The organism is Exiguobacterium sp. s75 (genome assembly GCF_018617145.1).
GTDB classification, from domain to species: Bacteria; Bacillota; Bacilli; order Exiguobacteriales; family Exiguobacteriaceae; genus Exiguobacterium; species Exiguobacterium profundum.
In genome coordinates this window covers 422,892-444,606 of record NZ_JACSJQ010000001.1, presented here as the reverse complement: position 1 = coordinate 444,606, position 21,715 = coordinate 422,892, and the positions used below count along the sequence as shown (strand labels likewise).

The window sequence follows — 21,715 nt, the reverse complement described above, 5'->3', positions numbered from 1 at the left end:
TAGACAATGAGACCCAAGTCGCAAACGACTTGGGTCACACTTCATCCGTTGTTTTTTTCGTTCACGATGATTGTCGTATCACCCGAAAATAGTTCTTCTAACGCTTGACCGACCGGCTTATATGATTTTGGCTCGGCGACTTTCGGTGCTTTTCCATCTTGAATCTGACGCGCCCGTTTTGCAGCGACCGTAACGATCGTGTATTTTGACGGGATAGTACGTTGTAAGGCATCAATCGAAGGGTATAACATTAAATGACCTCCATCATGGCTTTTTTATAGAGTGACGCAACACGTTCACGTTTACAATGCTCGGCTGTCACGATCGCTTTAATTCGATCGATGGCTTTGTCGACCTCGTCGTTCGTGACGACATAGTCGTAGGCGTCCATCAACTCGATTTCTTCACGCGCGACGAGCAGGCGTTGCTTAATGACTTCTTCTGACTCCGTGCCTCGTCCGATGAGACGATTGCGAAGTTCTTGAAGGCTTGGTGGTGCCAAGAATAAAAAGACGGCTTCTGGGAGAAGTTCCTTCACTTGGAACGCCCCTTGCACCTCAATTTCAAGAATGACATCTTGGCCGCTTTCGAGCGTTTCACGCACCCACTCTACAGGCGTCCCGTAATAGTTACCGACAAATTCGGCATGTTCAAGCAGTTCTTTTTGTTCGATCATCCGTTCGAACTCTTCTCTCGATTTGAAGAAGTAATGCACCCCTTCAACTTCCCCTTCACGTGGTTTTCGGGTCGTCGCCGACACCGAATATTGAAGGTTGTTGTCCTCTTCCTCGCGAAGAGCACGGCAAACGGTCCCTTTTCCGACACCGCTCGGTCCAGACAAAACGATTAATAATCCTCGTTCTTTAAAATTCACTGCAAGCCCTCCATCTTCTAACATCACATTTAATTATAATAGCAGTCAATCAATTGTCCCGGCAAGAAGAAGTTCGGATTTCCTACTCCATCGTACCATATTTTCTGTTTTTCTGATAACGTAGAGACAGAAAATGAACAAAGGTGATGAGATCATTGGCTTATGATGGATTAATGACATATCGTGTCGTACAAGAATTACAATCGCTCGTCGGAGGGCGAATCAACAAGGTACATCAACCGTATTCGCTCGATTTGATGCTTCAAATTCGCTCGAATCGTCAGAACGCGCAACTCTTGATATCAGCAAACGCGATGTATGCCCGTCTTCAGTTGACGGATACACCGATTAAAAACCCACAAGAACCGCCGATGTTTTGCATGATGCTCCGCAAACATGTAGAAGGTGGATTCATCACGGCGGTCGAACAAATCGGACGAGACCGTGTCATCGTCATTTCGGTCCGCTCTCGTAACGAGCTCGGCGATGAAGAATTGAAGAAAGTATACATCGAATTGATGGGACGCCACTCGAACGTCGTCTTGACGACAGAAGAAGGCAAAATATTAGATGCCATCAAGCATCTCCCGCCTTCCCAAAACACGTATCGGACCATCATGCCGGGTAGTGACTATCTCCTTCCGCCGGAACAACACAAGTTCGACCCATTGACGGAGATGACAGAAGGATTGAAACGAATCGATTGGAACGCCGGCAAGCTTGATAAACAGATTGTCGCCACGTTCGCCGGCGTCAGTCCGCAAATCGCACAGGAAGTTGTTCATCTCGCAAAAACGCCGAATCGCGACTCCTTACAACAAGCGTTTGAGAACGTTCTTCGTCAACTCGATGGACCCTACGTTTTCCAACAACTTGCGAACGGCAAAGAACGGTTCGCTCCGATCGCGTTGACAGCCGGGGACATCGAATCCGAGGAAACGTATGAATCGAGTAAAGAAGTGCTCGACCGTTTCTACTATGAAAAAGCGAACCGTGACCGTGTGAGACAACAAGCACACGATGTGGAACGGCTCTTGAAATCAGAACTCGAAAAGAATCAATTAAAACGCCGCCGCCTTTTGGATGATTTGAAAGCGACAGAACGGGCAGATGAGTTACAAAAATACGGCGAGTTGTTGACGACGTATTTATTCCAACTCGAGAAAGGGATGCGCGTCGCCGAAGTCGTCGATTATTATGACGAAAACGGTGCAATCCTCTCCATTCCACTCGATCCACTCAAAACACCGAATGAGAATGCGCAGCAATATTATAAGAAATACAACAAATTAAAAGTCGCAAAAGTGGAAGTGAAGAAACAGATTGAGCTGAACGATGCAGAAATCGAATATTTAGAGACGCTTATCGCCCAACTTGACGTCGCGTCACCGTCCGACCTTCTTGAGATTCGCGAAGAACTCGCAGAAGAAGGCTACATCCGTCAAAAACGACAAAAGAAAAAAGCGAATCCGAAGATTTCGCTTGAAGCGTATACGTCCTCGACCGGAATAGAGTTCTTTGTCGGGAAGAACAATACGCAAAACGACCATCTGACGTTCAAATTCGCACGCCGTGACGAGATTTGGCTTCATGTTAAAGACATCCCAGGGTCTCACGTCATCATTCGTTCGACCGAACCGGATGAAACGACATTACTTGAAGCCGCATCAGTCGCCGCCTACTTCTCGAAGGCACGCGCATCGAGTGGCGTGCCTGTCGATTACACACGCGCCCGCTTCGTGAAAAAACCGAGCGGTGCGAAACCCGGGTTCGTCATCTACACGGATCAACAGACCGTCTACGTGACTCCGGATGAGCAATTGATGAAGTCATTGAAACAATCGTGAACATGAAGACCCGCCATCGTGATGGCGGGTCCAGACTATAGACAAAGTATAGGTCTAATGTCTTTTATATGCCCAACCCGGACACGGCTCGCTTTCCTAGGGGCAAGCAGGGAGCCGCATCGCGACTGCGTCACTGCTGGGTCTCCCTTTGCTTGCTATTCCCTCAGGAGTCTCGCCTGCCCGTTCTTGGTCACCTTTTGTCCTTCATCCCATATAATGGTGTGAGAAGAACACACAGGGGTGGATCTGATGATCAACAAGTCGACACAATCCATCCTTCACGGTCTGACGAACGGAACGGATGTTGAACGGCGGGCCGAGGCGGATGATCGCGGGATTGATGACGGGCGGGCTCGGCGTTTACCTTCCCTTTCCCCTGATACATCGATTCGAAGTAAGTATCGAGCTTTTCTTCGGTCGTCGAGGCCTTGGAAGAAGACAAACGGGCGCCGGAAGGACGAGTTCGAACATGTTATTTGTCAACAAGCTGGACCCGTCATGATCATGGCGGGTCTTCTACGTGTAGAGGGTTCACGTTTTCGGATCATGCTTGAACGCCTCGAGCTGTTCATGATAGTCGAGCAAATGCCCGTATAAAATTTCTGAAACGGATAAATCTTCATGTGGAAGTTTGAAGAGTGAATAGGGCTTGTCACATGTATAGAGAATGTCGTGATGGTGTGCCAGTAAGTATAAGAACTCAGACTCAAACGCCTGTCGCTCTTCCTCACTCATCAAAAGGAAAGCTTCTCGATGCTCGGCGAGACTCTCTAGCAACAAGACCAGCTTGTCTTCAAGGTGAATCAACAATCGGTACTGTTTGATTGTCATATGCTTCAATTTGACGTTCGTCACTTTCATATCCTCTTGGAGCATCATATGAAGCTCTTGATGGCCAAGGATGCGGGCTCGCGTCTCGAGCAGTTCTGTCGGGGAACCGACGAGCTCTCGCCAATGATGGAACAGATAAGAAGAAGTCTTACGTACCTCGTTCAACAATCGGTCCTCATAACGGGGTGGCATGAATGCGTAATTGACACCGAGTGAAACGAACACACCGACCGCTGTCAATAACGAACGGGTCCACGCATAATGGAAGAAGTCCGATGTAGGACTTTCGAGCATCATGACGATGGCAAACGCTGCATACGTCGACATATGGGTCTTATCGAACGTCGTGTTGAGTGTGAGCGAAACGATGACGGCTAATCCGATCGAGAGCGGATTGACACCGAACAAATAGACGATGAAAAGTCCACACATAAGACCGACGACCGTTCCGAATATACGACTGAACACGATTTTAGATGACCGCTTGACGGTCGGTTGCATCGCCACGACTGCTGCGATGGCCCCCATCCCTGAATAGATCCCGAAGATATACCACGAGATGGCGACGGTGATGGCGACGGCGATTCCGGTTTTTAACGTACGTAACCCGACTTTCGGGATGTATCGTTTTCCATTCATTTCAGTTCGACCTTCCCTGTCTCAGAAATCAGTTCCACCACCGGTCGATTCGATGTCGACAATTGATACACACCGGGTTCGACTTCTTCGTAACGGTCGCTACTCGAGACTTTTCCAGTCGTCGTCACGTTCACTTGTCCTGTCGCATGTTTCGGCGCGTAACTGAGCGTCCCGGCTTCCGTCTGGATGGTCATCGCTTGATTGACGACGACATCACTGACAGTCGCATGACGATAGGACCGAATGTCACCGGTCACAAGTCGTGCCGATTCGATAGTCGTATCGCTTTTCGATTCAATCCGCAGTCGATCACTATCAATCTGTTTCAAATTGACGGCATTCACATCCATGACAATCGTCTTCGCATTCAATCCTTGTCCTGTCACCTGCTCCGCTCCTAGATGAACCGATGTCATCGAGCTCGGCAAAGCGACTTTAATCTTATAGCGCGACGGTTCATCGCTCGCCCGACTTCCGAAATAGCTGAACCAGCCATATCGCTCGACGACGTAGATCGTGTCCCCGACTGATTTGACTTTGATGCGCCGTTCTTTCGAATTGGTCTGCATCACTTCAATCTGTACCTTTTCATTTGGACTACGAACAAATTCCACGTTCCCATGGTCTGTTTCGAGTCGCAATTTCTTCATTTGATATCGGTCTTCATACTGGTCTCCTAGCGCTAATAGATGACTGAATACAAATAAATTCACAAAAAAGAGCGCTGGGATGATGGTCAAGACGAGACCGAAGGCGATTTTACGATGTTTTGGAATTGCACGAAATCGTGCGTTCCATGTCTTCTCTTTGCTTCTTGAATACGCCATATGCCTCTCCTTTTCGAATCACTTCCGTTATTTTACCATGAAGTATGACATATGCCGAATCGAAAAAGAATCCGCCCGAAGGTGGATTCTTAAGAGGTGACGAGGTCGCTCCAGGCACGAGGATCTTCTTGCCAGTCGCGAAGCGAATCGAGCTCCGAACGGTTTAGAACGCCCGTACTCTCTGCCACTTCAATCAATTCTGAGAACGTCGTCAACGATGTTGCCGTCAGATCTGCATCGGCTAGATTCTTCTGAAGAACCGGTAATCCGTACGAGAAGATGGCTTGAATCCCAATGACGTCACCACCCGCCTGACGAATCGCCTTCGCCGCATCGATACTCGACATCCCTGTCGACAATAAATCCTCGATGACGAGTACTCGAGCGCCTGCCTCGAGTCTTCCTTCAATTTGATTACCTTTCCCATGCCCTTTTGCACTCGACCGGACATAAATGAACGGGAGACCGAGTCGGTCAGCGAGCAACGCCCCGTGAGGGATACCTGCCGTGGCCGTCCCTGCAATCACATCGACTTCAGTCGGATTCACTGACTTCACCAATCCATCGACGATGACTTGACGCACATTCGGAAAACTGAGTGTAAGTCGATTGTCGCAGTAGATCGGACTCTTCAATCCGCTCGACCATGTATACGGCTCAGTCGGTGATAGTGTGACGGCTTCAATCTGTAAAAGTGCCTCAGCGATTTGTTTCATTCATTTGTCCCCATTCCTTCATAAATTGATCGTACATGGCCATCGGATCAGTCGCACGTGTAATCGGTCGACCGACGACGATTGAGTGAACACCCGCCAGTCTCGCTTCATGCGGCGTCGCGATACGGACTTGATCATCCTCGGTTGCACCGAGTCGGATGCCCGGTGTGACCGTCATGAACGTGTCCCCGAGTTTCTGATGAATCGCTTTCGCTTCCTGGACGGATGCGACCACTCCGTCAAGTCCCGCCTGTTTCGCGAGTGTCGCTTGTCTGAGAACGGCTTGATCGAGTCGTCCGGCAATCCCGAGCTCTGTCTGCATCATTCGTTCATCTGTCGACGTCAACTGTGTGACCCCGATCAATCGAGTCGTATCGTTTGCCTGACGTAACCCGTCTAACGCATAGCGCATCATCTTTTCGCCGCCTAATGTGTGGACATTCGTCACAGCCACCCCGAGCTTTCCGATTTGTCGCATCGTACGGCGTGCCGTCTCCGGGATATCGTGTACTTTCACATCTAGAAAGACCGGATAACCCTCGTCGACCAATTCTTCGACAAAGCATGCGCCTTCCCGATAAAAGAGTTCCATCCCGACTTTGACAGCCGGTCGGTTTGAAAATCGTTTTAACAAATGAAACGCTTCGTCCCGCGTTTCAACGTCAAGGGCGAGATACAAGTTGCGCATAGGCCTTCCCCCTCACATCCAAAATATGTTCGATTCCGAGTGAATCAAGTCGTGCCGGTAACGCTTCAATGATTTCCTGACAGACGTATGGATTTTCAAAGTTCGCCGTCCCGACGGCAACGGCAGACGCCCCGGCGTAAATGAACTCAAGCACATCGTCTACCGTCCGAACCCCGCCCATGGCGATGATCGGTATGTTGACCGCTTGCGCGACTTCATATACCATCCGGACCGCCACCGGTTTGATGGCCGGACCGGATAACCCACCGATTCGGTTCGCTAAAATCGGTCGTCCTGTCTCGATATCGATTCGCATCCCAACGAGTGTGTTGATCATCGTCAAGCCGTCCGCGCCGGCCGCCTCGACAGCTCGCGCCATGTCCGTGATCGACGTGACGTTCGGAGACAGTTTGACATAGACCGGCTTACTCGAAGCCGCTTTGACGAGTCGCGTGAGTTCTGCGGCCATTACCGGGTCCGTCCCGAACTGCATGCCCCCACATTTCACGTTCGGGCATGAGATGTTCAATTCGATGGCTTTAATCGTCGGGTCGGCGCTGATTCGACGGGCGACTTCCACGTATTCATCTGGCGTCGAACCGGCAACGTTGGCGATGATCTCCGTATCGAACGTTGAGAGGAATGGTAATTTTTCTTCGATGATCGCATCGACACCTGGATTTTGAAGTCCGATCGCGTTGAGCATGCCCTGTGCCGTCTCGGCGACACGTGGGGTCGGATTTCCGAATCTCGATTCCTCCGTCGCTGCTTTGATCATGATGCCTCCTAAGATGGAGAGGTCATACAGTTTCGCGAATTCCTCTCCAAATCCGAAACATCCGGAAGCCGGAATAATTGGGTTTTTTAAACGAAGACCTGGTAACTCGACATTCAATCTCATAACAGCACCTCTTCCGCATTGAATACCGGACCGTCACTACAGACTTTCACATAGCCCCCCGGTGCTTGACAGACACAGGCAAAACAAGCACCGATGCCACAACCCATCCGATTCTCGATTGAGAGATATCGTTCAGGAATGGGCGAAGTGGCAACTGCCTTTAACATCGCTTCCGGACCACAGCTGAACAACACATCCGCCTCGATGCGTGCGAGGGGGCCAGTGACGAAGCCAAGCTCCCCGTGAGTACCGTCTACTGTCGTGATGATCGTCTCACCAAGTTCACGAAAGGCTTCTTCATAAAAGACGCTTTCTTTTGAATCAAACCCGAGAATTGCAATCGTTTCAATCCCCATCTCATGGAGTCGGCGTCTGACGTAGTAAAGCGGTGGGACCCCAATCCCACCTCCGACCAGGACGACTCGCTTTCCATGTTGCGCTAGGGGAAAACCGTTCCCGAGCGGACCAAGGACGTCTAGTGTGTCCCCGACGCGTTTCCCCGAAAGCTCAGTTGTCCCTTCCCCAATCACTTTGTATAAGAAGGTAATTTCGTCCCCCTCGACGTTCGCCACCGATAACGGTCGACGTAACAGACCGGACGTCTTGATGTGAAAGAACGTCCCAGGGGCGATCTCCACCCCAGGGCAACGGACTTTCATTTCCATCGTCGCTTTGGCGATTTGTCGATTGCTGACAATCGTCACGTCATGTCTCATACCATCACCCCGAACGTTGTGAATGCCGGGATGCTGACCGTTTGGAACGACAGGCTTTCAATGACTTGTAACAACGCTTCGACTGTATCGAGCGAGGTAAGGCAAAGCGTGCCCTGCTCGGCGGCCGTTCTTCGAATCAAGAACCCGTCTTTCGTGACGAGTGCATCGCGACTCGTTGTATTGATGATCAAGTCGACGTCTCCTCGCTCGATCACACTGAGCATCGTCTCACCGTCTTCTTGAATTTTCCCGACTCGACGAACACGCATCTGTTCCGCTTCGAGACAATCAGCCGTCCCACTCGTTGCCATGAGTCGGAAACCGAGGCGGTCGAAACGTTTCGCCAAGGCGATGGCCTCATCCTTGTCATGGTCGGCAATCGTCATGAGCACGTTCCCTTTCAAGGCGATGTTCATCCCTGCTGCGACGAGCCCTTTATAGAGCGCTTTTTCGAGCGTGCGATCTGTCGCCATGACCTCCCCTGTCGACTTCATCTCAGGTCCGAGCGATGGGTCTACTTCTTTCAATTTCGCGAACGAGAAGACCGGTACTTTGACCGAGATACTGTCCGACTCAGGATGAATGCCTGTCCCAAGACCGAGTTCTTTCAAACTCGTCCCAAGAATCGTTTGCGTAGCAATTCGTGCGACCGGTAACCCCGTCACTTTCGAGATGAATGGGACCGTCCGGCTCGCACGTGGGTTCACCTCGATGACATACAAGTCATCCGCATAGACGAACTGGATGTTGAGCAGACCTTTGATGCGGAACGCTTTCGCCAACTTAATCGTATAATCGACGACTTTTTGTTTCAGTTCTTCACTGAGTCGTTGCGGCGGATAGACGGCAATCGAATCACCCGAATGTACGCCGGCACGTTCGATATGCTCCATGATCCCCGGGATATAGACGTCCGTCCCGTCACAGATGGCATCGACTTCAATCTCAATCCCCGTTAAATAGCGATCGATGAGAACCGGTCGATCTTTTGAGGCGATGACCGCATGTCGCATGTACCGCTCAAGCTCAGACTGTTCATATACGATTTCCATCGCTCGTCCCCCGAGCACGTACGATGGTCGGACGAGTACCGGATAGCCGAGTTCGTTCGCACAAGCGACGGCCTCTTCCACATTTGTCGCCGTCTTTCCTGGTGGTTGAGCCAATCGTTCCGCTGACAATGTGGCTTCGAACGCCTTCCGGTCTTCGGCACGGTCGATATCTTCGAGGGTCGTCCCAAGAATTTTCACGCCGTTCGCTTCTAGCGATGCCGCCAAGTTGATGGCAGTCTGTCCACCGAATTGGACGATGACACCTAGCGGGTTCTCGTTCTCGATGACCTCCAACACGTCTTCTGTTGTCAACGGCTCGAAGTACAACCGATCGGAGATGGAGAAGTCCGTCGAGACCGTTTCCGGGTTGTTGTTGATGATGATGGCTTCGTATCCTGCATCGCGAATCGTATCGATCGAGTGGACGGTCGCATAGTCGAACTCGACACCTTGTCCGATTCGAATCGGACCTGATCCGAGGACGAGGATGGACTCCCGGTCTGTCTTCACCGCTTCGTTCTCCACTTCATACGTCCCGTAGAAGTACGGTGTCTCCGATGCGAACTCGGCTGCGCACGTATCGACCATCTTATAGACGGGACGAATGTTCCATTCTTTCCGTTTCGTACGAACCGCTTCCGTATCCATCGACAGCATACGCGCGATTGCCACATCACTGAACCCTAGACGTTTCACATCCAGCAGACGTTCTGATGTCAACGGTTCCTTAATCAGTTGTTGCTCAGCTTGCCAGATCCGGTTTAATTTCTGTAAGTAGAATCGATCGATTTTTGTCAGTTGGTGTAGCGTTTCTACCGAGTATCCGCGACGAAGGGCCTCATAGACGATGAACAGACGCTCGTCTGTCGGATGAATGAGTCCATGCTCGAGCTGTTCTGTGTCTAATGCAGAAAGTTGTGGAAGGTGAAGTTCTTCCATCCCCAGCTCGAGCGAGCGAACGGCTTTTAGCAAAGCCTCTTCTAAATTCCGACCGATGGCCATGACCTCACCCGTCGCCTTCATTTGTGTGCCTAAGCGGCGATCCGCGGACTCAAACTTATCGAAGGCGAAGCGTGGGATTTTGGCGACGACGTAATCGAGCGCCGGTTCGAACGAGGCGTAGCTCGTCTCGGTGACCGGGTTTTTTAATTCTGACAACTTGTAACCGACAGCGACTTTCGCAGCCAGCTTGGCAATCGGATAGCCTGTCGCTTTTGATGCGAGCGCTGAACTCCGTGAAACACGTGGATTCACTTCGATGACGTAGTACGTGAAACTGTCTGGGTCGAGTGCGAATTGGATGTTACATCCACCCTCGATCCCGAGTGCCCGAATGATATCGAGAGAGACGCTACGAAGCATCTGATAATCCCGATCTGACAGCGTCTGCGTAGGGGCGAATACGATGGAGTCACCGGTGTGGACTCCGACCGGATCAAAGTTTTCCATCGCACAGACGATGATGGCTTGGTCACTCGAGTCACGCATGACCTCGAACTCGACTTCTTTCATCCCGGCAATCGATTTTTCCAACAAGACTTGCGTCACAGGACTCGCCTTTAATCCAGATTCAACGATTTGCTCGAACGACTCCCGGTCATGGGCAATCCCGCCACCGGTTCCCCCGAGCGTGTACGCAGGTCGGATGATGATCGGGTACCCGATCCGTTCCGCAAATCCCCAAGCAGACTCGAGCGTATGGACGATCTCACTTTCAGGTACGCCGTGACCAAGTTCGAACATCAAGTTACGGAACTGTTCCCGGTCTTCCGCTTGAACGATTGCAGACAGTTTCGTCCCGAGTAGCTCCACGCCACAATCTCGCAAGACGCCCCGCTTGTCGAGTTCAAAAGCCAAGTTCAAACCTGTCTGCCCGCCAAGCGTGGCAAGGAGTGCATCCGGACGTTCCTGCCGGATGATTCGCTCGACGAATTCTGGTTCGAGCGGTTCGATATAGACACGGTCCGCCGTCGTCGGATCCGTCATGATGGTAGCCGGATTCGAGTTGACGAGGATGACTTCGTAGCCTTCTTCTTTCAAGGCAAGACATGCCTGTGTACCAGCATAATCAAACTCCGCTGCTTGTCCGATTACAATCGGTCCTGATCCGATTACGAGGATTTTCTGAATATCTGGTCGTTTTGGCATGTCAAATTCCCACTTTCTGTTTGTTTTCTTGTACGAGTTGCATGAATCGGTCAAATAAGTCGTTGGCGTCGAACGGTCCTGGTGCTGCCTCCGGATGATACTGTACCGAGAAGGTCGGGTGATGGAGATGTCTTACCCCTTCGATCGTTCCGTCATTGACCGCACGGTGTGTGACGATGAGCGGTGTATCGAGCAGTGACGTTTCCTCAACCGCATATCCATGGTTTTGAGAAGTGATGGTCACGGCACCAGTCTCAAGCTCGAGCACCGGATGATTCGCGCCACGATGTCCGAACGGAAGCTTGAAGGTGTTTGCACCGTTTGCGAGAGCAATCAGCTGGTGACCGAGACAAATTCCGAACATCGGTGTCGTCGGCATCAGTTGCTCGATGAGCGGCAGTGCGGTCGGAACGTCTTTCGGATCTCCTGGTCCATTTGACAACATGATACCGTCCGGCTCATACCGTAATACGTCCTCTGCCGTCACATCGTGCGGAAAGACGACGACCTCACAATCTCGTTTCATCAACTCGCGCATGATTCCAAGTTTCGCCCCGAAGTCGATCAAAGCGATGCGAGGGCCGGTTCCCGTACTCACATAAGTCCGCTTCGTCGATACGCGTGCGACTTGATCGTTCGGCGATTCTTCATCAAAGCGGATCCGTACCTCGTCCCACGTCAACTCTCCATCGATGAGGACACCGCGCATGACCCCTTTCGCTCGTAAATGACGTGTCAACATCCGTGTATCGATATCCGAGAGCCCCGGAATGCCGAAGCGGGTGAGTGTCGCATCGAGTGTCGCCGTTGAACGGAAGTTCGAAGGCGTATCGCATACTTCTTTTACAATCAACGCTTTTGCCATCGGAATTGTCGTTTCAAAATCCTCACGATTGACGCCATAGTTCCCGATCAATGGGTTCGTCAATACAATCATTTGGTCGCAGTATGATGGATCCGATAAGATTTCTTGGTATCCTGTCATCCCTGTCTGGAAGACGACTTCCCCCATCGTATCAGCCGGTGCCCCGAATCCTTTACCGACAAATTTCATTCCATCTTCAAGCCATAATGTTCGTTTCATCAAATCGCCCCTTATATACAATTTCGCCACCGACCATCGTCATGACCGGCCATCCGACAAGCTTTTCCCCTGCGAACGGTGTATTCTTTCCTTTTGAATAAAATGTCGTAGGATCGACCGTCCGAGACGTTTCCGTATCGATGAGAATCAGGTCCGCATCCGCCCCAACTTTCAGTTCCCCTCTTGATAAACCGAATACGTCGCTCGGACGTTTCGTCATCCAGTCGAGCAACTGACGCTCTTCCATGATGCCCGTCTTCACGAATGTCGTGTAGAGAAGTGGAAGGGCCGTCTCGAAACCGGTAATCCCAAACGGAGCCCGCTCTATCCCTTGTGCCTTTTCTTCTACTGTATGGGGGGCATGATCCGTTGCGATCATGTCAATCGTTCCGTCAAACAATCCCTCAAGGAGGGCCTGTCGATCATCCTCGCTTCGTAGCGGTGGATTCATCTTGAAGTTTGCATCGAGTCCTGGAATATCATCCTCACTCAAGACGAGATGATGCGGCGTCACTTCTGCGGTCACGTGGATTCCGGCTCGTTTCGCATCCCGAATGACACGAACCGATTGGCGGGATGAGACGTGACAGACATGATAATGACACCCTGTCTCTTCAGCAATCAAAACGTCGCGAGCGATATGGATGCTCTCTGCAAGGCTCGGAATTCCTTGAATGCCATGCGCCTCACTGAATTTGCCCTCGTGGACCGATCCGGCCTTCAACGTATTGTCCTCACAGTGGGCGACGACTGCTTTGTTCAATCGTTTCGCTTCACGCATGGCTTGTCGCATCATCGCCGCCGATTGGACACCAACACCGTCATCCGTAAAGGCGAAGGCATCTGCGAGCGATTCCATGTCGACCTGTTCTTCACCGAGCTGTCGTTTCGTGATAGCGGCGTAAGGTAACACACGTACGACCGCATCTTGTTCGATTTTTTGAAGGAGGACGTCCATTGTTTCGCGATCGTCTGGAACCGGTCTCGTGTTCGGCATCGAGCAGATGGTCGTGAACCCGCCCGCCGCGGCAGCCATCGTTCCCGTTCGAATCGTCTCTTTCGCCTCGCCACCTGGTTCACGCAAGTGGACGTGGACATCGACGAGTCCTGGTGCGAGCAGATAACCTGTCGCATCGAGCATTTCTTGTCCCGTGGTCTTCCCTTTATAGTCGAGTGATTTTATCTTTCCGTCTTTCACGTGAATGTTTGTCGTGCGTTTCGTTCCCTTGTCATACCATGTCGCGTTTTGAAGTATCATTGTTGTCCTCCTAATGCTCGATTTAAGATGCTCATCCGGGCGTACACCCCATTCTTCATTTGTGGGAAGATGCGTGACCGTTCATGTTCGATCAGACTTCCAGCAATCTCTACATCCCGATTGACCGGAGCCGGGTGCATGATGATGGCGCCTGCTTTCATTCGCTCGACGCGTTCGACCGTCAAACCGAACTGTGTGTGATACGCTTCTTTCGAGAAGACGTCTCCCATGATATGGCGCTCGTGTTGTACACGGAGCAACATGATGACGTCACATTCGCCTAGGATGTCATCGAGTTCTTTTCGCTCTAGCCCCATCGAGTCATCCCACCAAGAGGCAGGACTACAACCGACCACGTTTGCTCCGAGGCGCTTCAAGACGCTTGCGTTCGAGCGGGCGACCCGACTATGGACGAGGTCACCACAGATGGCGACGTTCAATCCTTGGAACGTTCCGAACTCTTCAAAGATGGTGACGAGATCGAGCAATGATTGGGATGGATGTTCCCCGCTCCCGTCCCCTCCGTTCAACACCGGGATATTCAACTTCTCCACAAGTTCGTGATAATAGCCCGCTTCCGGATGTCGAATGACGAGCGCGTCCACGCCGATGGCTTCGAGCGTTTTACACGTATCGTAGAGCGTCTCCCCTTTCGTGACCGATGACGTCGTCACATCGAACGGAATCTCTTGCATGTTCAAGTGGCGCTCGGCCATTTGAAACGAATTTTTCGTACGCGTCGAGTTTTCAAAGAACAGGTTTGCGACCGTTTTTCCATCAAATAGTGGGGGGAGGTCACCTTGCTTGTAGCGCAATGATTCTTCAATCATGCCCATGATCTCCTCAAGGGAAAGTGTGTCCAAACTGACGAAGTGTTTGACCGGTTTCACGTTTGTTTGCATCGTATTCATGTTCGTCTCCTCCTTTTATTAGAGGCAAAGAGAAAAGGCGCCTCTTCACCGATGTGAAGGGACGCCTTTATCTGGGCAGGGTACACCCAAATAAACGAGCCTTCACTTTGCCGACCTCACGGGATCGAATTAAAAGTTACTTGCTTGTTTCGTTTCTTCAGTTGTGTTGACTTCGACTGCTGTATCGTCTTCTTCATGCGGTAAGATGGCGTTTAACAAAATACCGACGACCGTCGCAAGCGCCATGCCTTGTACCGGGAAGCTCCCGATTTGAACCATCGCACCACCGAGTCCGATGACGAGGATGACCGATGAGATGATCAAGTTGCGCTTTTCTGCCAAGTCGACTTTGCTCTCCACCATCGTCCGTAATCCGTTCGACGCGATGACACCGAACAAGAGGATCGAGATTCCACCTTTGACCGGGTTCGGGATGGTCGAGATGAACGCTTCAATGTGACCGAGGAATCCGAAGCTGATGGCCATGAGTGCTGCGCCGGCGATGACGTAGACACTGTAGACTCGTGTGATGGCCATGACGCCGTTGTTCTCACCGTAAGTCGTACATGGTGGTCCACCGAGTGCAGAGGCAACGGCTTTTCCTACTCCGTCTCCGAGTAGCGTGCGATGGAGACCTGGGTCTTTCATCGTCTCTCGTCCGATGATTTTCGACGTGACCATCTGATCTCCGATGTGCTCCGTCATTGTGACGAGCGCGACCGGAACGATGGCGAGAAGGGCCCCGACTTGCCACATCGGCATGTAGTCGACGAACACCATCGTGAAGTCAGGAAGTTGGAACAGGCTGGCTTGTTGAATCGGTGAGTAATCGATGATGCCGAATGCGGCTGCGACTGCGTATCCTCCAACGATTCCAAAGAGGATCGGGACGGCACCCCAGACACCTTTCAGCTTCGTCATGGCGAGCATCGTGATTCCAAGTGTAAGCAGGGCAATCGTCATGAACGTTCCGTTATAGGCACCATCTTGATTCATCGACATGTCGATGGCGACCGGTGCAAGCGAGAGTCCGATGACCATGATGACCGGTCCGACGACGACCGGTGGGAGCAATCGGAGCAACCAGTTGACGCCCGTCTTATAGATGATCAAGGAAACGACCCCGTATACAGACCCGGCGACGATTCCGCCGAAGAGTGCGGCTTCGACACCCCATTGCTGGCTGACCGCTATGATTGGGGCGATGTAGGCAAAACTTGAACCTAAGTATGTTGGGACTTTGAAGCGTGTAATCGCTAAGAATGAGAGCGTGGCCACGCCGGAAGCGACGAGGGCGACCGATGTATTTAATCCTGTCAAAATCGGGACTAAAATCGTCGCTCCGAACATGGCGAAGACGTGTTGAAGGCTGAATAATAGCCATTGTGGAAAGTGAGCTGGACGCTCGTGGATGTGTAGAACAGGTTGTTTCATATTGAATTCTCCTTCCTGGCCTCTCTGGACCACCTTAAAGGTATGCGTTTATTGCTGATGGATCGTGACTTCATCCGCCGTGTCGACTTCACTGAGTCGGACAACGACTTGCTCGGACTTGGACGTCGGAACGTTCTTTCCGATAAAATCTGGTCGAATCGGAAGTTCCCGATGGCCTCGGTCAATCAAGACAGCGAGTTGGATATAATCCGGACGACCATGGTCGACAAGCGCGTCCATTGCGGCACGAACTGTTCGACCGGTATAGAGGACGTCGTCGACGAGGACGACCGTCTTTCCATTGATATCATGGGGTAGCTCTGTCGCTTTGACTTCAGGGTCTAACGACTTCTTCGATAAGTCATCCCGGTAAAGCGTGATATCGAGATTGCCGAGTGCGACCGGCTTGCCTTCAATCTCCTCGATTCGGCGAGCGAGTCGGTCAGCGAGCGTCTCGCCTCTCGTCTTGATTCCGACGAGGACGACGTCATCGATTCCTTTGTTTCGCTCGATAATCTCGTGTGCGATTCGGGTCAAGGCACGACGGATGGCTGACTCATCTAAAATGACTGATTGTTTCACGTGATTCCTCCTTCCAAACTTCAGTAAAAAAGAAGACTCCCTCATCCGGCTGGAAAGGGAGTCTTCATCAAAAACGGCATACGACTGCCGGGGTTGAATTGACGTACATGTGACCGCGGTCACAATCCTTTCACAGCCTCTCTGGACTGGGTTTAAAGGTGTTATGCTTCCTAGACTATAAATCGGAATGTGACAGAAGTCAACGAGTTTTCTCGATTTTATCCAATTTTGCGAGTTCCGCCTTGAAGTCTTCTGGTAATGGTGCCTCAAACTCCATCCATTCTTTCGTACGTGGATGGTGGAATCCGAGTGTTGCCGCATGGAGCGCTTGACCGCCCAAATCAATCGTGCGGCGTGGACCATATTTCGGGTCACCGGCGAGCGGATGACCGATATAACGCATATGAACGCGAATCTGATGCGTGCGTCCAGTCTCTAATTTACACTCCACGAGCGTGAAGTCTTTATAACGTTCGAGTAAACGGAAGTGCGTCACGGCTTCTTTTGCGTTCCGGTCCGTCACAGTCATTCGCTGACGATCATTCGTATCGCGACCAATCGGTGCTTCAATCGTTCCAAGTTCGTGGACGAGTTCGCCATGGACGAGCGCGATATACTCGCGTTTGATGGTCTTGTCCTTCAACTGGCTCGCCAGCGATTCATGGGCCAAGTCATTTTTGGCGACCATGAGAAGACCCGTCGTGTCCTTATCAATCCGATGGACGATTCCTGGACGTTTGACACCGTTGATACCCGAGAGGTCATCACAATGATAAAGTAGCGCATTGACGAGCGTCCCTGACGTGTGTCCAGTTGCAGGGTGAACGACCATCCCGCGTGCCTTGTTGACGACGATGACGTCCTCGTCTTCAAAGACGATCTCGAGCGGGATGTCTTCAGGCAATACTTCGAGTTCGACCGCTTCCGGCACGTTCACTTCCACTTCATCCCCCACTTGAAGCTTGTAGTTCGCTTTCACTGCACTACCGTTGACGAGGAGGGCTCCCGTCTTGATCCATTCCTGTACTTGAGAGCGTGACCATTCACCACGGTCACTGACCCACTTATCAATCCTTGCCTTTTCATCGGCGACAAAAGTATACGATTCCATTACGATTGTCCCCTTTCTTTGTGTAATTTTTCTTCAAATAAAATCCCGATGACCATCAAGATGACACCAAACGTGAGTGCCATATCAGCCACGTTAAAAATCGGGAAGTTGTATCCGAACGGATACGTATCGACAAAGTCGACGACTTCGCCACGGAACAAGCGATCAATAAAGTTACCGATGGCACCGGCCAACAGGAATCCGACACTATATCCGATGAGCTGATAGCCGTTCACCTCTTTGTGCAAGAAGTAAACGAGTCCGGCAACGACAAGTATGGTGATGATAAAGAAGAACGCCATCTGTCCTTCTAACATCCCCCAAGCCGCTCCTTTATTGCGGTAGGACGTCCAGTATAACAAGTTCGGGATGACTTCAATTGATTGACCAATTGTCATCGTTTGAATGACCACCCATTTTGTGAGTTGATCGATCAAAATCAAGATGAGCGCCAATCCATAATATCGTTTCATATGCGTCTCCTTTCAAGCCGTTAAGAAACCGGAGTGGGGACGCCACTCCGGTTCGTCTTAACCGATTACTGATGCACAGCGTGGGCAAAGCTCTGGATGCTCTTCGTTTTGTCCAAGCTCTGTCGAGTATGTCCAACAACGTGCACAAGCGGCTCCATCTGCTTTCATGACTGTGATTTTCGTCGTCGCATAATCGACGTCTGCCGTCTCAGCCCACTCCACTTGCGATACTTGAAGCAGTTGGCTGACGTTGTCGATCGTGTTCAACAAGTCGGCAGTCTCTGCTTTTGGTGCGAGAATCAACTTCGCCTCGAGCGGTTTCCCGATCAACTTCTCGCCACGTGCGATTTCGATCGCTTTGAGGACATCGTCACGGAAGACGAGGAATTTCGACCATTTCTCAAGCAACGCTTGTTCGTCAGCAGTCAATGCATCTACTTCTTCTAAATCCGTCAAGAAGATGCTTGCTTCTGACTTTCCAGGCACTTCTTTCCATGCCTCATCGGCAGTGTGTGGAAGGATTGGAGCCAATAGTTTCGTCAAGAGGACGACGGCATCGTACATGACCGTCTGAACGGCACGACGACGGAGATCGTCTTCACGTTCGATATATAGGATATCTTTTGTGAAGTCGAGGTAGAACGATGACAACTCGTTGACACAGAAGTTATGAACGAAGTGATACACGGCCATAAAGTCAAACTCATCATATGCTTTGACAACTTTTTTCTGCAATTGTTTGAGCTTCGTCGCCATGAAGCGGTCCGCTTCCGGCATATCCTCGAATGCGACACGCATCGACGGCTCGAACCCGTTCAAGTTCCCGAGTAAGAAGCGGATCGTGTTACGCATCTTCCGGTAAACTTCTGACACTTGTTTGAAGTTATCGTGTGACGCGCGTACGTCAGACTGATAGTCGACGGATGCGACCCAGAGGCGTACGATTTCGGCGCCGTACTGCTTCACGAGATCATTCGGTGCAATCGTGTTACCGAGCGATTTCGACATTTTGCGTCCGTCCCCATCGAGGACGAATCCGTGACTCAAGACGTTCCGGTACGGTGCTTTCCCAGTCGTCGCAACGGCCGTCGAGAGTGATGAGTTGAACCAACCACGATATTGGTCCGATCCTTCAAGATAAAGGTCTGCCGGACGACGAAGGTTTTCGCGTTCTTCTAATACACCAGCGTGTGAAGAACCTGAATCGAACCAGACGTCCATGATGTCGAGTTCTTTACGGAACTCTCCGTTCGGGCTGTTCGGGTGAGTGAACCCTGCAGGGAGAAGGTCTTTCGCTTCACGCTCATACCAAACGTTCGACCCGTGCTCGCGGAACAGGTTCGCGATGTGGTCAATCGTCTCGTTCGTGATGATTTCCGTTCCATCTTCCGCATAGAAGATTGGGATTGGAACACCCCAAGCACGCTGACGGCTGATGACCCAGTCTCCACGGTCACGGACCATGTTGTAAAGACGTGTCATTCCCCATTCAGGGACCCAATTCACTTCCTCGATTTCACGGAGCATGTCTTCACGGAAATCTTTGATCGATGCGAACCATTGTGGCGTCGCACGGAAGATGACCGGTTTCTTCGTACGCCAGTCATGCGGGTACGAGTGTTTGATGAACTTCAAGTTGAGCAAGTAGCCGTTCTCTTCAAGTTTCATACCGATTTGTTTGTTCGCATCTTCGTAGAAGAGACCTTCGAAACCAGGGGCTTCGTCTGTCATGTAGCCACGGTCATCCACCGGGCAAAGGACGTCTAATCCGTAAGCCTGTCCGACACGATAGTCGTCTTCCCCGTGTCCAGGTGCTGTATGAACGAGTCCAGTCGCATCCGCAGTGACGTGGTCGCCGAGGATGACGAGTGACGTCCGGTCATACAATGGATGTTGAGCCGTCATGTACTCGAAGTCACGTCCGTTCCAAGACCCGCTCACCGTGTAATCCGTCCATCCGAGCGCTGCCGTCACTTCTTCGACGAGCGTTTCCGCGACGATATAGCCTTTTCCTTCATGTTCGATTCGCGTGTAAGTCAACTCGTCACTCACCGCAATCCCAAGGTTCGCCGGGATTGTCCAAGGCGTTGTTGTCCAGATGACGAAGTGATCATCTGACGTCAACGTATCTTTACCGTCCACGACACGGAACGCCACGTAGATGGCTGGTGATTTTTTATCGTAATATTCAATCTCTGCTTCCGCGAGTGCCGATTCAGAAGACGGCGACCAGTAGACTGGTTTTTTCCCTTTGTAGATGTAACCCTTCTCAGCCATCGACCCGAACAAACGAATCTGTGCCGCTTCGTATTCAGGAAGGAGCGTGATGTATGGGTTCTCAAAGTCTGCGAGAAGACCGAGACGTTTGAATTGTTCGCGTTGCGAGTTCACTTGCTCCATCGCATACTCTGCACACTTTTCACGGAATTCCGCGACTGTCATTTCCTTACGATTGACGCCTGCTTTTTGAAGGGCGTTCTCGATTGGAAGACCGTGCGTGTCCCATCCTGGAATCATTGGAGACTGATAGCCGTTCATCCCTTTGAAACGAACGATGATGTCTTTCAATACTTTGTTCATCGCGTGTCCCATGTGGATGTCACCGTTCGCATATGGAGGTCCATCATGTAAGATATATTGTGGTTTCCCAGCATTTTTTTCTTGCACCTTGTTGTAAAGGTCCATATCTTCCCATTCTGTTTGCATCGCTGGTTCGCGCTTTGGTAAATTCCCACGCATCGCGAATTCTGTGTTTGGCATTAATAGCGTGTCTTTGTAGTTCATCGAAACTCCTCCATCAACATTTTTTAGAAAACAAAAAAACCAACCCATCCCTGATAGGGACGAGTTGGTTGACTCGCGGTACCACCCTACTAGTCTCATCATCATGAGACCGCTCTCGGTAACCGATAACGAGGTCAGGCGGTCACGCTTACTTCAGTTCAGCGTGACGACTCATAGGGGATACCGATTCAAGTCTTTCTCCTAGGCTCTCACCGTCCCTAAGTCGCTTCGTAGGTATGACTCGATCGACGCGTCCTACTCAACGTGTTGATCATTTATCCGTGTTGTTCTTCATTACGTGTGACTTCGTCGTCATTATACGCAAGTTCTGTTCTATCGTCAAGAACCGTCTGCACAGGCGGTTCCCCGACAATCGTTTCCCATTCCGTACTGTTGAGAAGTTCCATTTGCGCATCGACGAGGACGCGGAAGCGTGTCCGATACAACTCGACTTTCTTGAGCATTTGAACGACTTCTCGTTCAGCAAGTTGCTCTTTGCGCGCCGCTTCCTCTTCACGAGCGAACGCTTCACGTTCCGCTTGTTTCAAGATGAGACTCGCTTCTTTTTGAGCATTGTTCTTCACTTCTTCCGCCGCTTCCTGCGCGACGATAATCGATTTGTTCAACGTATCTTCCATCGAGGAGAAGTAGTCAATGCGGGCTTGCATATCGTTGACAAGTTCTTCATACCGTCGATTCTCACGAATCAATAGTTCAAACTCTTTAATGATTTGATCTAAAAATTCATTGACCTCATCGATGTCGTACCCACGAAAACGGGAAGAGAATTCTTTATTATGAATATCAATCGGTGTCAACGCCATTCGACTTTCCTCCTA

General features: G+C 51.0%; 19 protein-coding genes. 1 reads left to right on the top strand and 18 read right to left on the bottom strand.

The window, feature by feature from the left end; genetic code table 11:
- Window positions 1–41 precede the first annotated feature (41 nt).
- Both rpoZ and gmk read right to left on the bottom strand, forming a co-directional pair.
- The gene (gene rpoZ, locus KNO68_RS02260; protein ID WP_015881337.1) at window positions 42–251 is read right to left on the bottom strand and encodes a DNA-directed RNA polymerase subunit omega; all 210 of its coding nucleotides are present in this window, start codon (window positions 249–251) and stop codon (window positions 42–44) included.
- Window positions 251–898 carry a guanylate kinase gene (gmk, locus tag KNO68_RS02255; RefSeq protein WP_031421596.1) on the bottom strand — a complete coding sequence of 216 codons (648 nt, stop codon included), beginning with the start codon at window positions 896–898 and terminating at the stop codon, window positions 251–253. The genes rpoZ and gmk overlap by 1 nt, the downstream gene beginning before the upstream one ends.
- A 131-nt stretch (window positions 899–1,029) precedes the next feature.
- Between gmk and KNO68_RS02250 the strand changes: the two genes are divergently transcribed.
- Window positions 1,030–2,721, top strand: coding sequence for an Rqc2 family fibronectin-binding protein (locus KNO68_RS02250; protein WP_168169841.1), 1,692 nt, complete (start codon window positions 1,030–1,032; stop codon window positions 2,719–2,721).
- A gap of 531 nt (window positions 2,722–3,252) precedes the next feature.
- Here the strand turns inward: KNO68_RS02250 and KNO68_RS02245 are convergent.
- The 16 genes from KNO68_RS02245 to KNO68_RS02170 form a co-directional block, all read right to left on the bottom strand.
- Window positions 3,253–4,191 (bottom strand): FUSC family protein, encoded by a 939-nt coding sequence (locus KNO68_RS02245; RefSeq protein ID WP_078146667.1) that lies wholly within the window; start codon window positions 4,189–4,191, stop codon window positions 3,253–3,255.
- The gene (locus KNO68_RS02240) at window positions 4,188–5,018 is read right to left on the bottom strand and encodes a hypothetical protein (protein WP_015881333.1); all 831 of its coding nucleotides are present in this window, start codon (window positions 5,016–5,018) and stop codon (window positions 4,188–4,190) included. Before KNO68_RS02240 ends, KNO68_RS02245 begins: the two co-directional genes overlap by 4 nt.
- Before the next feature lie 89 nt (window positions 5,019–5,107).
- Window positions 5,108–5,734: an orotate phosphoribosyltransferase gene (gene pyrE / locus KNO68_RS02235; protein WP_078146666.1), complete on the bottom strand. Its 627-nt coding sequence runs from the start codon at window positions 5,732–5,734 to the stop codon at window positions 5,108–5,110.
- On the bottom strand, window positions 5,718–6,422 hold the full coding sequence (gene pyrF, locus KNO68_RS02230; RefSeq protein WP_078146665.1) for an orotidine-5'-phosphate decarboxylase: 705 nt from the start codon (window positions 6,420–6,422) through the stop codon (window positions 5,718–5,720). Before pyrF ends, pyrE begins: the two co-directional genes overlap by 17 nt.
- On the bottom strand, window positions 6,397–7,323 hold the full coding sequence (locus KNO68_RS02225) for a dihydroorotate dehydrogenase (protein WP_047795437.1): 927 nt from the start codon (window positions 7,321–7,323) through the stop codon (window positions 6,397–6,399). The genes pyrF and KNO68_RS02225 overlap by 26 nt, the downstream gene beginning before the upstream one ends.
- Entirely contained in the window at window positions 7,320–8,039 is a 720-nt protein-coding gene (locus KNO68_RS02220) for a dihydroorotate dehydrogenase electron transfer subunit (protein WP_078146663.1), read from the bottom strand. Before KNO68_RS02220 ends, KNO68_RS02225 begins: the two co-directional genes overlap by 4 nt.
- Window positions 8,036–11,239: a carbamoyl-phosphate synthase large subunit gene (gene carB, locus KNO68_RS02215; protein WP_078146662.1), complete on the bottom strand. Its 3,204-nt coding sequence runs from the start codon at window positions 11,237–11,239 to the stop codon at window positions 8,036–8,038. The genes KNO68_RS02220 and carB overlap by 4 nt, the downstream gene beginning before the upstream one ends.
- Window position 11,240: 1 nt before the next feature.
- Window positions 11,241–12,323: a carbamoyl phosphate synthase small subunit gene (locus KNO68_RS02210; protein ID WP_214813452.1), complete on the bottom strand. Its 1,083-nt coding sequence runs from the start codon at window positions 12,321–12,323 to the stop codon at window positions 11,241–11,243.
- Window positions 12,301–13,581 (bottom strand): dihydroorotase, encoded by a 1,281-nt coding sequence (locus KNO68_RS02205; protein ID WP_215111996.1) that lies wholly within the window; start codon window positions 13,579–13,581, stop codon window positions 12,301–12,303. Before KNO68_RS02205 ends, KNO68_RS02210 begins: the two co-directional genes overlap by 23 nt.
- Window positions 13,578–14,492: an aspartate carbamoyltransferase catalytic subunit gene (locus tag KNO68_RS02200; protein WP_082132012.1), complete on the bottom strand. Its 915-nt coding sequence runs from the start codon at window positions 14,490–14,492 to the stop codon at window positions 13,578–13,580. Before KNO68_RS02200 ends, KNO68_RS02205 begins: the two co-directional genes overlap by 4 nt.
- A 129-nt stretch (window positions 14,493–14,621) precedes the next feature.
- Window positions 14,622–15,926: a uracil-xanthine permease family protein gene (locus KNO68_RS02195; RefSeq protein WP_015881324.1), complete on the bottom strand. Its 1,305-nt coding sequence runs from the start codon at window positions 15,924–15,926 to the stop codon at window positions 14,622–14,624.
- Between the two features lie 48 nt (window positions 15,927–15,974).
- Window positions 15,975–16,553, bottom strand: coding sequence for a bifunctional pyr operon transcriptional regulator/uracil phosphoribosyltransferase PyrR (pyrR, locus tag KNO68_RS02190; RefSeq protein ID WP_251024823.1), 579 nt, complete (start codon window positions 16,551–16,553; stop codon window positions 15,975–15,977).
- Window positions 16,554–16,707: 154 nt separating this feature from the next.
- A complete protein-coding gene (locus tag KNO68_RS02185) occupies window positions 16,708–17,619 on the bottom strand; it encodes an RluA family pseudouridine synthase (protein WP_215111995.1) in 912 nt (303 codons plus the stop codon).
- Window positions 17,619–18,092, bottom strand: coding sequence for a signal peptidase II (lspA, locus tag KNO68_RS02180; RefSeq protein ID WP_214757134.1), 474 nt, complete (start codon window positions 18,090–18,092; stop codon window positions 17,619–17,621). Before lspA ends, KNO68_RS02185 begins: the two co-directional genes overlap by 1 nt.
- 57 nt (window positions 18,093–18,149) lie before the next feature.
- Window positions 18,150–20,876 carry an isoleucine--tRNA ligase gene (gene ileS / locus KNO68_RS02175; protein WP_215111994.1) on the bottom strand — a complete coding sequence of 909 codons (2,727 nt, stop codon included), beginning with the start codon at window positions 20,874–20,876 and terminating at the stop codon, window positions 18,150–18,152.
- Between the two features lie 275 nt (window positions 20,877–21,151).
- On the bottom strand, window positions 21,152–21,700 hold the full coding sequence (locus tag KNO68_RS02170; protein WP_074037318.1) for a DivIVA domain-containing protein: 549 nt from the start codon (window positions 21,698–21,700) through the stop codon (window positions 21,152–21,154).
- Window positions 21,701–21,715: the final 15 nt, after the last annotated feature.